The 13,992-nt window shown below is 39.4% G+C and carries 13 protein-coding genes; 2 read left to right on the forward strand and 11 right to left on the reverse strand.

Annotated elements, in window-relative coordinates; genetic code table 11:
* Window positions 1-16 precede the first annotated feature (16 nt).
* Together QNI22_RS26885 and QNI22_RS26890 are read right to left on the reverse strand one after the other, a co-directional pair.
* Window positions 17-718: an NUDIX hydrolase gene (locus tag QNI22_RS26885; protein WP_314515518.1), complete on the reverse strand. Its 702-nt coding sequence runs from the start codon at window positions 716-718 to the stop codon at window positions 17-19.
* A gap of 224 nt (window positions 719-942) precedes the next feature.
* Window positions 943-2,139, reverse strand: coding sequence for a winged helix-turn-helix domain-containing protein (locus QNI22_RS26890; RefSeq protein ID WP_314515521.1), 1,197 nt, complete (start codon window positions 2,137-2,139; stop codon window positions 943-945).
* Window positions 2,140-2,711: 572 nt separating this feature from the next.
* Here QNI22_RS26890 and QNI22_RS26895 point away from each other — a divergent pair.
* A complete protein-coding gene (locus tag QNI22_RS26895; protein ID WP_314515523.1) occupies window positions 2,712-3,176 on the forward strand; it encodes a hypothetical protein in 465 nt (154 codons plus the stop codon).
* A 64-nt stretch (window positions 3,177-3,240) separates the two neighbouring features.
* On the opposite strand, the gene QNI22_RS26900 is transcribed toward QNI22_RS26895, so the two are convergent.
* The 7 genes from QNI22_RS26900 to QNI22_RS26930 all read right to left on the reverse strand — a co-directional run bounded on the left by QNI22_RS26900 (window position 3,241) and on the right by QNI22_RS26930 (window position 10,098).
* Window positions 3,241-5,550: a hypothetical protein gene (locus tag QNI22_RS26900; protein WP_314515525.1), complete on the reverse strand. Its 2,310-nt coding sequence runs from the start codon at window positions 5,548-5,550 to the stop codon at window positions 3,241-3,243.
* Between the two features lie 58 nt (window positions 5,551-5,608).
* Window positions 5,609-6,541 (reverse strand): AraC family transcriptional regulator, encoded by a 933-nt coding sequence (locus QNI22_RS26905; protein WP_314515528.1) that lies wholly within the window; start codon window positions 6,539-6,541, stop codon window positions 5,609-5,611.
* Between the two features lie 226 nt (window positions 6,542-6,767).
* Window positions 6,768-7,646, reverse strand: coding sequence for an SDR family oxidoreductase (locus QNI22_RS26910; protein WP_314515530.1), 879 nt, complete (start codon window positions 7,644-7,646; stop codon window positions 6,768-6,770).
* Between the two features lie 78 nt (window positions 7,647-7,724).
* Complete coding sequence (locus QNI22_RS26915; protein WP_314515531.1) at window positions 7,725-8,144, reverse strand: hypothetical protein; 420 nt, start codon at window positions 8,142-8,144, stop codon at window positions 7,725-7,727.
* Window position 8,145: 1 nt separating this feature from the next.
* Complete coding sequence (locus QNI22_RS26920; RefSeq protein ID WP_314515533.1) at window positions 8,146-8,499, reverse strand: hypothetical protein; 354 nt, start codon at window positions 8,497-8,499, stop codon at window positions 8,146-8,148.
* Window positions 8,500-8,563: 64 nt separating this feature from the next.
* On the reverse strand, window positions 8,564-9,316 hold the full coding sequence (locus QNI22_RS26925) for an SDR family oxidoreductase (RefSeq protein ID WP_314515535.1): 753 nt from the start codon (window positions 9,314-9,316) through the stop codon (window positions 8,564-8,566).
* A 41-nt stretch (window positions 9,317-9,357) separates the two neighbouring features.
* Window positions 9,358-10,098 carry an SDR family oxidoreductase gene (locus QNI22_RS26930; protein WP_314515538.1) on the reverse strand — a complete coding sequence of 247 codons (741 nt, stop codon included), beginning with the start codon at window positions 10,096-10,098 and terminating at the stop codon, window positions 9,358-9,360.
* 332 nt (window positions 10,099-10,430) lie between these two features.
* Between QNI22_RS26930 and QNI22_RS26935 the strand changes: the two genes are divergently transcribed.
* On the forward strand, window positions 10,431-10,727 hold the full coding sequence (locus QNI22_RS26935) for a hypothetical protein (protein WP_314003032.1): 297 nt from the start codon (window positions 10,431-10,433) through the stop codon (window positions 10,725-10,727).
* Between the two features lie 99 nt (window positions 10,728-10,826).
* Here QNI22_RS26935 and QNI22_RS26940 read toward each other — a convergent pair whose 3' ends face one another.
* Both QNI22_RS26940 and QNI22_RS26945 read right to left on the reverse strand, forming a co-directional pair.
* The gene (locus tag QNI22_RS26940; RefSeq protein ID WP_314515542.1) at window positions 10,827-12,272 is read right to left on the reverse strand and encodes an HTTM domain-containing protein; all 1,446 of its coding nucleotides are present in this window, start codon (window positions 12,270-12,272) and stop codon (window positions 10,827-10,829) included.
* Between the two features lie 198 nt (window positions 12,273-12,470).
* Entirely contained in the window at window positions 12,471-13,892 is a 1,422-nt protein-coding gene (locus QNI22_RS26945; protein WP_314515545.1) for a chloride channel protein, read from the reverse strand.
* Window positions 13,893-13,992: the final 100 nt, after the last annotated feature.

Below are 13,992 nucleotides of genomic sequence, written 5' to 3' on the forward strand. Positions count from 1 at the left end.
TCCTTTTTGTTTTCGTTTATACCTCAAAATTAAAGCCTTTGGCCTTTAGTTCTTCGTAACGTTTCTTATCAAATTTAAAAAGTTGAGCAGCTCTGTGAGCAACGCCTTCCTGCTTTTCATCAAGTCCGATAAGTAAATCCATTTTCAGGATTTTCTTCCGAAAGTTTCTCTTATCCAGTTCTACCCCCAGTACAGCCTCATACAGGTGCTGTAGTTCTGACAATGTAAATTTCTCCGGAAGTAATTCAAAGCCAATGGGCTGGTAACGAACTTTTCCTTTCAGGCGTTCTATAGCCATTGCCACAATTTTTTCATGATCAAAAGCCAGATCTTTAGGCACTTCAGATAATCCAAACCAACGTACATTGTCTGCATCTGTCCCTGCCTGCACTTTCTGATAATCCGATAATTTTAGCAATGCATAATAAGCAGCCGAAACAGTACGACCCCGAGGGTCACGCCCTGAATCTCCAAAGGTATATAACTGTTCCATAAATACATTTGTCAATCCTGTTTCTTCTTCCAGTTCACGCTTAGCCGCATATTCAAGAGAAGGATCTGAATCTATATCCAGAAAACCTCCTGGTAATGCCCACATTCCTTTAAAAGGTTCACCACCTCGCTGGATCAGCAAAATTTTCAACTCTCCTTCATCAAATCCAAACAGAATACAATCTACTGTTACAGATGGGCGAGGATATTCGTAGGTATATGGCATGGGTGTTTTGTCAGTTTTTATATTCCGCTTCAAAAATAGAGCATTTCTCAATATAAAAATGGTTATTGGAATGAAAACTATACTATTGCACACTCAGTAATGGCTGATAGTTCGTCCATTTATCATTAAAAAGAAATGCCTGTTCAAAGGAACAGGCAAAATGTGAAATAACGTATCATTGTATCTTACAGTTACATTACTCGGAAAAGTGATCTGCAAGATACCTATATAACTAATTTGGCCTCAATAGCCTTTCTATATAGTTCATCGTTTGCTTTGGCGATCACGATCTGTTTACATTGATTGAATGCAGCAAAAGCCTTGAGTGCCTCACTCATTCCTGAGATCATGGGATCAGTTAAGGTGACAGGCTCAAAATGGAGATTGTGAATCATCAAAATACGTTTTTTACGATCTGCTTTTGAATCCATTCTGGCTACAAATGTATCACCAATCAGCACAGGAAGAGAAAAGTATCCATACTTACGCTTTGCCTGGGGAACAAAACATTCTACCTGGTAGTCAAAGTTAAAAAAGCTTCGTAACCGATGTCTGTATACGTTCAATGTGTCAAATGGTGACAAAATAAAGGTATCTTCTGCTAGGTCGATACTCCTTTTCTTATATTCTGACAACATATAAAGAGTAGCACCTGTCACGCCCGAAACCTCTACTTCACATACTTCTCCTGATTCAATCAGCTTTTTTAATTCTGTTTTCATTGCGTTTTTCACATATCGTCCCCGATATGCAATATCTTTCAGATACGCAACACCTAACGCTTTCAATGAACGGAGAATAAGATGTATTGCGAATTCTTCTGCAGTAGGTGGTGTTGTATCAATGTCTGCCGGAAGTAAATTCTCTGGCAGGTCAAATACTTTCTGAAACTCTTTTCTCTTCATCACCATTAACTTTCCTTCCAGATGCAATCTTTCCAATGCCAGCTTTGACGGACGCCAGTCCCACCATCCCGAACTCTCCGTGACCCGGTCATTCTCAAAATCACGCGCCATCAAAGGGCCTTCTCTCCCAACTCTATCCAGCACTTTCTCCATCTGATATACGTCTGCTCTTGTCATATTGTCTCTTCTGGATGCAAAGCTTTCTTTTATGGGCAATGAAAATCTGAAATCATGCATAGGAATGTAACCAGCAGCGTATGTCCAGAACTCAAAGATCCGTCCTTCGGCCTGAAGTTCATCAAGCCATTCAAGCCTGTAGTCTGGCACACGTGCAGCAATGGCGTGGTGGTGAGCTCGTTCTACTACATAATTGGAATCCAGTTGAAGAAAGCCTAGGTGATCAATAAAATCATAAACCGCTTCTTTGCCTTTTCCAAATTGAGCCTGTTTGGATAGTCCCGCTGCATGAAGAATTATTTTTCGTGCTTCTGCTTGAGTAAGAGTGTGCTTGTTCATACGATGAAGTACCCACTTTTTGCCTTATTATCAAAATATCTGGCACATCTGGTTGTGAAAGCACCTTTAGCTAAAAAAGTACTCTCTCAAAGAAGACACTAATCTTTCTGTTATAATTTTTTCAATACCACTGGCTAAAGGCTTACAAGCCAGAGGGTATTTAAAAAAGGCCTGTCTTATTTCTTTTGTACAATTCTATTCTGCAGCTATTTTACAAGAAAATCACCTTGATTATCTCTGGCCTTTCCCATGATGTGGTTACCTCAGAAACTACCAGCTCTCCAACACTTTATAAATCTGATCAATACATATGTCCTATTATTTCCTCACTTCTGTTAAACTATTCCCACATCTCACAAAACAGTAGAGAGTAGTTTATAAACTTTATAAACCTATATATTACATCTATTATATTTTCTTTGTAGTTGGCAATACAAGGCTTTTAAATCCCTTCTACTGTACAGATGTTGTTATTTCGATAAAGAAAGTCAGTACAATTCTTGTAAACAGAAGAGTTAGAAGCAATCATTACAAACAAGCTGCTGTTCCCATTCCTCTCGGTGGTATAGATTTTGTTTAAATACGCTTTACCGACTCCTGTAACCAGCTGGAAACTATCACACAACAAACAAAAGAAAGAATATCGAATGAAAACCAATGATTACTTTTTTTGGGGAAGTGACCCTGCTATTGAAAAAGCATACACACATGGAAAGGTGTATGAAGAATTTATTCGATGGGCTTTTAAAAAGGAGAGTGAAAACAGACAAAACGGGGCTGACGCTTGTTATATGTGTGATTTGATCCGGGCTGAACATGAAGTTTCAGAAGGGCAAGCACATCGGTTACAGATTGTAAAGACACATGTTAACAGGGCACTGGATCAATTATTATTTAGAGTAGAAGGCAATTTTGTGCAAGACACGTTGATTCAGCTTAAAATACAGACCCATAAAGCGATTCACTCTGAACAACTTATCGAAATTATCCATGAAGCCTTAGGTTTACTGGGGCCTAAAAAGATGACATACAATTGACCAATCAAGCCATATAACTCGAATTATATGGCTTGATTGGCTTTATATACAACCGGGATAGATTTTACAATGATTCATTTGCATGAAGAATCGTAGCCCTCAGCATTTTTAATCCGGAAACTCCCTGCAAATCCTCTACCTCAAATTGTTCAATCTCCGCAGCCAGCATATTTCTAGCCTGCAGTGTTTTGATGTAATGTAAATATTCCTGCTCTTCTACATAATTTGAGTAGACAATTGTGATCTTACCAACCTGGGTAATGCGGTTAGTCGTACCTTTGATACAGGCTTTGTCAATTCGTTTCTTAATAATCTCAAATCGTGCATTATAACTTCCATCTACGTCAAACCGTTTTTCGTCCATTCGAAAACGAATGGAAATAGCTGAGTTATATACCAGTATCAGAGTAGTAACAGCCAACGGATAGGGTAACTCCCGCATTTGAGCATGATGAATAGACTCCATCTCACAAAGTACCTGAAGTTGCCATAACCGTAAAGCATATAACTTCTTTGTATCAAACTCCTGCCTGGGTGCGATTGAATGTCCGATGTACAGATTATGCTCAATACCATCTGTCTTAAAGCGTTCATAATAATGAGGAAACACATCCTGAGCCTCTACTTGTCTCATATCAATATGTTCGGCTAATGCCTGATTAATACGATGGATTGTATTCTCATACTTTCTGCGATAGATATGAAAACTACCTGTCTCTCTATCTGTCTTGCGAAAATACTCTGTAATCAAAGGCTTAGCTTCTGTCTCACTCATTAATCGTAAACGAGTATGTATACGGCTAATATATCCACTGATGTATTGTTCTGTGCTAGCCCGCAATGGCATAGACAAGTCAGTAAGATAGTCCTGTAGCTGTTGCTCTTCTTTAACAAAGGAATGGATAAACAAGGGATCATCCAGCTTTTTAAAAAGATTCAATAGTGTCTTAATCTGTTTGATCAAATCTTTTTGAACACTTGCATTACGTGCTTCTGATGAACCTTTGATATCGATCTGTCCATAGAGAGGATACACCTCCGGAAAAACAATCTCATTCAGAGCATGACTTATCCCTAACTGGCGTTTATAAATCAATGACTCGGCTTCAGCCCTGAATTTCCAGTATACACTTTTATGAATAGTGGTATAATTGGTCTGAATTACTGCTTGTATCTGATTCTGCCATTCCGCTGCCAGTCTCTCAATGGTATCTGTCAGAAAGGGCATGACCACATCCAGTTTATTGGCATTGATACTATTGAGTTGGCGGGGCTTAAATGCCACTACTTCCAGAATTCCCAGGAACAGACCATTTTTAATAACGGGGGTAAGAATAATGCTTTGAACTCCCTGAGTAATCAGATGATTAATCCAGCAAGCATGCGGATTAGCTATTCGAAAATCAGTGGTATTGGATATGGCAAAATACGATCTGTTTTCTAAAAAGTTTTGTACTATATCCTGGCCTAAGAGATCAGTTATCTCTCTGGGTTGGTTGTCTTCCAGTAAAAAGCTACCTATCTGCTGGCCAAAAGGATCTGTGTTCAGTGTATGTTCATCAGGGTTCAAAAAGGAAAATCCTATTTTGATATCCCAAAGACGGAAGATTGACCGAAAAACAGATTCCACGCTTTGCTGGAAACCAACAGAGTTGATACCCAGCAGTTTTTCCTTAAATATGGAAACTGCATTCTCAACTGTTGCATCAAACAGGGTCATGATACCGAAGCCTCTGATTTGCCAGGATTCCTGCGGAAATTTTTCTTTCCACAGAGATATATTATCATAGCTGTTTATCAACAGCTCAATGTCTTCCTGAGATAACAATACGGCATTTTCAGTGGGTGATACCTCCAGAAAATCTCCATTGTATAAGATTCGATAATGCTTGAGGATACCTTCTGCTGTAGGGATATCGTAAAACAAAGGTTTGCTAAAATCCAGTTGAGTACCATAAAACTCATTCAGAATCAAGCAGCAGCTCAGAATATAAAACTGATGTTCGTCAAAATCCCGGATGTTGATCTCAAAGTCAGGCCCTGCGGCTTTCAGAATATTCTTAAATCGCTCACTATGGTTAAAGACAATGTTTGTATAAGGAAGGCTAACAGCCTTAATCTCATTCAGCGTCAATTCGGGAGGAAAATAATCTGCCAGCAACCGCTGAATGAGTATCGTATTCTCAGTTATCTGAGTGATGTCTGTAAGTCCTGTTCGCAACTCCGGATAAGGGGCCAGATCTGCCAATAACCTTTTTGCCCGAACCGAATGATCATTTGTCGAATCCGCAGCTACTCTTTCCAGATGTTCAAAAGCCGGTTCAAAAGAAAGTTGTATCCGCAAAGGGGAATCAACAAAGGGTAGAAAATTCATGGCAGTGGTTTTCCAATGGTTATATTCACAGACATCACATTTTTATAGTTAGTTCCAGTTAGGTACTAGTGTGTTGCTTCCGATAAGCAACTGGGGATACCTGTGTGTATTTTTTAAAGTAATTACTAAAGTGTGTTGACTCCGAAAATCCTAACAAAAATGCAATTTCTTTAACAGACACAGATGAATTTTGTAGCAATGACTTAGCTTCGGTGATAGTCTTTTCCGTAATCCAGGTGCTGATAGATTTCCCCGTTTTCGTCTTTATTACATTACTGAGATAGTTGGGATGCAGATTTTGTGCATCTGCATAATCCTGCACTCTCAGCGGTTTATCGACCAGACCTTTGCTTAAGTCCCGAAAATGTTTTTCCAATGTCTGTTTAAAGGTCTTCACAATATAAGAGCTTCGATTGCCCTCATAAATAGGGTTGTAATCGTTCCAAAAGTAATCTTTGATTTTTAACAACAATACAACAAACAGATTACCGATCATCTTATTTCTATATGGTGAACCACCTGTATATTCTTTTAGAATTAACTGGTATAAGGTTTCAAATTCAGCAAACTGATCAAGAGGCAATACCCTTGGAGCAACGGTTTCTGCAAGCAGGAAAGGGAACTCTTCAAATATATCTGCATGCACATTTTCTTTCAGAAAAGCCTCGCTCAATGTAATCAGGTATACTTCTTCCAGTATTCGCCATTCAAATGACTTAAAATGTCCGGGATTGGTAAAATAAATGGTACCCGGTACTGTTACAAAAACCTGTTCATCTGTAGTATACTGACCTGCGCCTTCTTTCACAAAAACAAATGAGAAAAAATTAGTCCGGTATACAGGTGACTTATAGGGTAATTGATTGTGAATATCTTTTAGGTTATGTATGGTAAATTCAGATTGAGCATCTATAGAGTCTGTAGGCAGATCTAAAGAAATATATTGCTCTCTTAGTGTATTATATATCAGCTTTTGTTCTACTTCTTTCATTCCTAAAGTAAAGAATGTTTGTTTTACAATGACAGTCCAGCATACAAACTATTACCCAATGCCATTCCCAAACATATTGAGAAATGCTATATCGTTTGTAAGAGAAAGCCTTTTTGCAAAAAAAACATTTTTTCAAAAGTCTAATACAAAATATAAAAGATAAATCATCTTCTGCCCGGAGGTATCTCTGCCAACAGAAGATAATCACGAATGCATCACATTCTTTTCAGGAGAATAAGCTTGCATACTCCTTCACAAAGTTGTCAAAGCTCCGCGCAGACTTGCCTGTTATAACTTCTATATCTGAAGAAATAGCAGAAGCCTCTCCCCGGGCATAGTGTGCATAGTCTTCAATCAAACCATCGGCCTGCCATTCCGGAAAACCAACAGACAGCAGGGCATTTCGCATGTCTTCAGGGGAAACGTTAATAAACAGAATAGATCGTTTTAATTCATGAGAAAGATACTCCGCAATTTCTTGATGGGACAATGCCTGAGGACCTGTCAGGTTGTATATCTTACTTTCGTGTCTTGGGTTTGTTAACGCTTTAGCAGCAACAGCAGCAATGTCCCGTATATCTACCAGACTTATTTTAGACTCTCCGACTGATGCAAAAAATTTATTCTGTTTTGCAATAGATTCTCTGAAACCAAACAATCCCTGCATGAATAGGTTAGGCCGTAGAAAAGTATAGTCTATTCCAGACTCTTTGATTCTCTGCTCCACTGCAGCATGATACCGCAGAAAACGTACAGGAGAATTTACATCTGCAGCAAATTGAGACAGTTTGACAATGTGTCTTACACCTGCCCGCATGGCACTATCTACAAAATTGAGTTGTAGCTGTTCAGCCTGTTCGCTTGAGTTGGTAAGCAGAAATGCTTTTTCTATACCTGTTAGAGCCTTTTCAATACTTTTGTCGTTGCTCATATCACCAACTATTAGTTCGGCTCCAGCCAAGGAGGCAAGTTCCCGTGTATTTTCCAGAGATCGTACCAGTGCCCGAAAAGGTATACCTTGAGCAGATAATTGTCTGGCTAGTTCGCTACCAATGGTACCTGTAGCGCCTGTAATCAAAATCGAAGGGATGTTGGATGTCGTCATAATTTTTATTGTTTTAGTGATTCAAAATTAGACACACCCGATAACTAAAAATTGTAAGAAAACGAAATCACCTTCTGGTCAATACTGTGCCTGCCCAATGTCCAGACGATTGATCTTCCCATCTGCATTGATCCGGAACTTAAAATATGTCTTAAAATCACCCCATTGATCACTATGGAACTTTCCATAGATATCCAATCCATTATTTTCTACTTTGTCAATACTGGTAAAACGTTCATGCCCCAGCGCTTGCTCAAAAAAGTTTTTGAAATTCATGGAATGAACATCATCAAAAAGTTCAGCTTGTTCGGTAAACAAAGGAAACCATGCCATTTTATCTCCTGTCTGCAAAGCTTCTATGGCTTTTCGTACAATTGTATTTGTGAGTTTATCAGTATTCATAGCTATTTGTGTATGTTGAGACCTTTTCTCTACTTTTTGAGAATATCCTGTAACTGATATCAGGATACCAACCAGTGAACAAATCAATGCTTTCACATCAATGAATTTTGGCTAATGGATGTTGCAGATAGATAATTACCAGATTCAGCAGAAAAAAAGGTATTTCAATTCCTACCCCTTTCAGATTCCGATCCTGCAGATGCAGACTAATAAGCAACAGAATTGCTGCTGCCATCAGAAAATTTCCCCACAAAAACGTTTTGGGATAGAGGATAAGTAAGGCACTAAGTAATGTTATTCCCCCATATACCAATAATCCTGTTTCGTTAACGTTCCATTTTCTGAACATATCCAGCATTTCAGGCTTTCCTGTGAGCATAGCCCATCCCTGTTTTATTCCCATATATACAGCAAACAGGATCAGTATTGCATTAACTACTTTAAGTATCATGACTTTTGGGTTTATTACCCAGAGCAAAACAAGATTTGCTCTGGGTAAGGGTAAGATATAAAGGCTAATTGGTTGCCCCTCCATTCACCAGCAGGTGTTGTCCATTGACAAACGAAGAAAGATCGCTTGCAAAGAACTCTGCGACATTGGCTACATCTTCTACCTCCGCCAGTCGTCCCATCGGGCAGCTGTCCAGTAATTGTTTACGCAGAGCCGGGTAACTGTCTGCCTCCGCAAAAATTCCGGCATGATCTACAGCAAAGGGTATAATGGAGTTGACAGTAACTCCCCGATGTCCAATCTCTTTTGATAATATGTCAACCAGATAACGGGGTGTTGTTTTGCTGCCGCCATATACGGCCATACCTGGAACAGGAAAAGAGGTGGTACTGGAAGCGATGTAAATAATTCTTCCATGATCTTCTACATGGCGGGCAGCCTGTTGCAGCGTAAAATAAGAGCCTTTGGTATTGATTGAAAATACCCGGTCAAATTGCTCTTCTGTAAATTCAGTGACAGGAGTCTCAACCAGCTCAATACCTGCATTGGCTACTACGATGTCTATTTTCCCGAAAGCTTTTTTAGCTTCTTCAAACAGCCGTTCCAGTTCTGTTACTTTGCTTACATCGGCCTGCACAGCTATTACCTTTACTCCCATAGCAGCAATAGTACTTACGACTTCTTCAGCTGCTACTTTATCTTTTGAATAGTTGATTACAATATTAGCTCCCAGGGCTGCGTATCGCTCTGCAATAGCTTTTCCCAATCCCCGTGCGGATCCGGTTATCAGAGCCACTTTATTTTGTAAGGTATGCATAGTTTGTATGAATTGAATGTAAACGAGAATCAGCAGAGAAATTATGCCATAGCGCCGTTAGCCCCTATATTCTGAGCACTGATCCATTTGGCTTCATCACTTGCCAGAAACAATACAATAGGGACAATATCTTCTGGCTTGCCAATGCGATTAAATGCAGATAAGGATGCCAGGCGATTAATTAACTCTTCTGATTTGCCGTTGGTGAAGAGTTCTGTATCAGTAGGTCCGGGCGAAACAGAATTGACATTGATCCCTCTTGCTCCTACTTCTTTGGCAAAAATCCGGGTCAGTTGTTCTACAGCTGATTTGGTAGCTACATAGGTTCCATATCCCGGCAACATCAACCGGTTTACAGAGGTAGAAAAGTTGATGACACTTCCATTATCAGACAGCCGGGTAGCGGCTTCTCTCAGTGTATTAAAAACTCCTTTTACATTGATATCAAAGTGGCGGCCAAACTCTTCATCTGTTGTATCCTTGATCGTCTTTGTAATCATGATTCCTGCATTATTCACCAGGACATCAATTCTGCCATACTGTGCAATCGCTGTATCAAATAGGTTTTTAACATCCGCAGGCTTACTAACATCAGCCTGCACAGCCATAGCATCTCCACCTTTTTGTTTAATATTGGCTACTACTTTTTCTGCAGCGTCTTTACTTCCTGCATAGTTTACAATAACTTTTGCGCCGTTTTCAGCAAACGACTGGGCCAGGGAAGCGCCTATACCTCTGGAGGCTCCTGTAACCAAAACTACTTTTTCATTTAATGTGATCATGTTTCTTTGTGTTAAAATTGATAACACAAAGGTGCTATATAAAATCTGCTCAGAAAGTACAAGGATTACATGATAAGATATAAATATCTAAGATTGGGCAAAAAAATGTAAAATTCTATGATCTGAGCGACCTATTGTGAGGATTATTATTTTCAATTGCTCTGTATATCAATATTCTACTCAATATACTTACTACAGATTGTACTACAAACAAATACAGAGGCTTAAGGAGACAGGAAAAAATAATTGCATTTTATTGTTTTATATTTTAACTTTTCACACTTTTAAGAAAGAAATACGAAGATTTCCTTACCTGTTAAAATCAACATTCTATGTTCGCAACCTTACTAAATATTCTCAATAGCAGAAAAAATGCACTGGGTAATGCTTCTTCCAGCCGGGAGATCCAGAAAGAGATATTTCCTATCACCTCTGTATCAGCGACAGCCCTTAAACATATACTACACATTGGAGATAAGGTAAAGCTTATCTATGACTGCCCCGATTTTCCATGTCCGGAGATGCAGGTAAAAAGTATTGCATCCGATGAGATTACCTGTGTATGGTATGTGGATGATACACAACTGAAAGTGGCAGAATTCCGTCCTCAGGTACTGAAAATAGTCTAATCCCCTATCAATAGATTCTCTCATAAAAATAGGTGTGTTATAACTCATAACACACCTATTTTTATTTACTTGAGCTAAATGAAAAATCTAACTAGTCTATCAATGCTGACAGTAGCATGTATCTTTAAAAACAGGACGAAAGCGTATAAACTTATAGTTCAGTAAAGAAAGAGGCGTTGTCAATTCCGGATCAGAGCTTACCCCATTCTTTACAATCAGTTTTTTGGATTGATTGCCTTGTTTGTACTCAACAAAAAAATCCTGCTGATTTACACTGGCTAACCGATGTAATTCAAAATAGGTAAGCATCCTTCTGCCATCTGCAAAATCACACAGATTAGGGGCATCTGTCCGGGTAATCTGTACCAGATCATCCTGCCATTGATGGGTTACTATTGCATTAGGCATCAGTAGGTGATTGGTTTTTCCTCCTTCTGTACGGAGATTGCTGAACATTGAAAAGCTTGTCTGAGTCTTAAAACCCAGATAAGGTGATAAGCCATTCAAAAGTAAAAGTAGAAAGACCATAATAGCCCAACGACTCGGTAGCTTAAAGAAAGAAGGTGTGAACTCCCATTTGGCAGGTATAAAAACCAATATATAAACAAGTAATGTTACTATTGCCCAGGCACACCACAACACAAAACCTATCTGCATCACATTTTCATATCCATTGGTTACATGCATTCGCATATAACCCAGATAGGCTACAAACCCAGTTGGAATTCCCAAACCTATCAACCAACGTTGCCAGCCAGGCAAAAGCATATATCTGGCTTTGAAAGAAAGATAGCTTTCCTTCAGTAAAAGAGGGGCATTTTGAGGAAGAAACAAACTAAAATAACCGAGCATCAATGACGAAAAACTGTATATTCCCCTATGTGGATGAAAAGAAAGCATAAAGTGAAAGACGAGCCCAAGCAAAATCCCCCACTTTCGTGTTTTCGTGCCAATAAGAAGTACAGGAATAAGTGATTCAATAATCAGTGTTCCCCACATGGCAATAAGTTTGGGAACATCACCCACCGCCATCGGATACATTCTATCGGCAATCTCCTGTAAAAGCACAGCGCCACAAGAAATCGGAATCTTCAGGTAGTCAGTATTCAACTTATGAAATACGCCAAAGAAGTATAGAATACATATACTTATTCGTGCAATCGGTGCAAACGAATCGAATAGATCATTACGAAATGCTAATTCATTTTTCCTGTTCCTATTTTGTACAATTGCAAACAGGATACATATCAGAATTGCAGCATCCACAACCCATTCAAAGAGAATATGATTGGGATTAAAAGGCATCCAGATAAATGTTCGGACTAGACTGGTTGTTAATAATGCTATAAGTAGGGTGAGTGATTGCGGACGTACCAGACATAAAACCAATACCAACATCACTAACACTCCTTCCCACTCACGCTCGTAATACCATTCCGGAAAGGAGATCTGATGAAAAAAACGAACGACAGCCCACAAAAACGTAAAGATTGTCAGTCTGTCCAGATCAGATTTAGGTGTACTAAATGAAGGTTGCTGTTGCATACCAATAGGTGTCCGGAAAATGTTGAGGAGAATTTCTACTATTAATTCCCCAGCAGACAAAAAGTAACTCTGTAATCATCTGTCCTTCCTGAATTTACCTATTCTATTGGGTATTTAATTGCTAAATCTACGAAATCCTGTCAGTTCATATTCGCCTTTGCGTTTGCAAACATGATCGGACTACGGTAACGATTATAGTTATATCGTTTGCAGATATTGTTTTTTGATTCGTTCATAGAAAGATTCTTTGTCTATCAGCAAGGCGACCAAAGAAGCTACCATTCCTGCCAGCATAAGATGAAAAATAGCCGAATGCCGATCGGTCATTTCGAGCACAAGAATAGCAGATGTAAAAGGAGAGCGAGTTACACCTGTCAGAAAGCCTACCATACTTACCAGAATAATCAGATTATAGCTTTCCAGAGGCAAACCTAGTAATTCAGATAATACATATCCTATGGTAGCACCAGCAGAAAGTGAAGGAGCAAATATTCCTCCGGCTGCACCACTGGCATAGGTTAGAAGTGGCCCAATAAAGCGCACTAATGGCAACGTCCACTCTTTTTCTTTATGCCCTTCAAATAATAAGGTAGTCATTACCTCTTTGCCTGAACCCATACTTTGTATATTGCTCAGATAGACCATTCCTGCAAACGCCACTCCAGAAGCTAGTACCACCATAATCTGGGCAGATTTGGTCTTTAAGCTTCTTTTTGCTTTGGAAATAAGAAACGCAATTCGCCCGAACAATGCTCCTAATAATCCAGAAGCTATACTAGCTAGTAACACTATCCACACAAATGAAAAACCTGCAATGGGTACTTTGGGATATCCCAGATACAAATATGGCCCCAACAACCATTGTGCAGCCATACCAGCAATAATTACAGATGTAAATATTGCAGTCCGAAAATGGACCAGATGTGTACGAGTTAATTCTTCTACTACAAAGACAATCCCTCCCAATGGAGTATTGAATGCAGCTGCCAATCCGGCTGCCCCACCTGTAATCAGCATGAGTTTTTGAGAAAGATTAGGCCAGCGTTTGGGCAAATATGTATGGACCAGATTAAAGACAGAACCTGCGATCTGTAGGGTTGGCCCTTCCCGCCCGATTGCACCTCCACCCAATAATACACAAATACTACTCAATACCTTAACTACAATTACCCGAAAACTTACAAAACGTCCAGCCTCTTTATAACGTCGTGGGGTGGAAAGCTCAATAGCGGCCATCAGTTGCGGTATTCCACTTCCACTGGCAAAGGGAGCCCATCGTTGTACAATCCACCAACCAAGTAGAAATGCAACGGGAGCAAAAATAAATATCAGGTAAGGATATTGCTCTACCCAGCCACTACTCCAATGCTCTATCCAGGTAAACAATTTGGCATATCCAACAGCAATACATCCGATAAGCAAGGAAGCAATCCAAAGAGGAACGGCCTGCAATACTGGCTCACGCCACTTTTCAGAAGCTACATGTTTGGTTCTTGCTTCCAGGAAACTTATCAATCGGGTAAAAACAGATTTTTCTCTGAATGGTGTAGATTCTTCATCTGCAGCTGAGGCAGATTCGTCTGATGATAGACTCTCCGGGTGTTGATTTTCTTCGCTCACTAGGATTGTGTTAGGTAATCCCAAGCAAATAAAAAGATTGTTCCTCAAAAAAGTATAAGGATGAAACAAAAAATGCGGATCTATACCTGAGTATCCGCAT

Origin of the sequence: Xanthocytophaga agilis, from assembly GCF_030068605.1 — a bacterium.
In the GTDB taxonomy this organism is placed as follows: Bacteria; Bacteroidota; Bacteroidia; order Cytophagales; family 172606-1; genus Xanthocytophaga; species Xanthocytophaga agilis.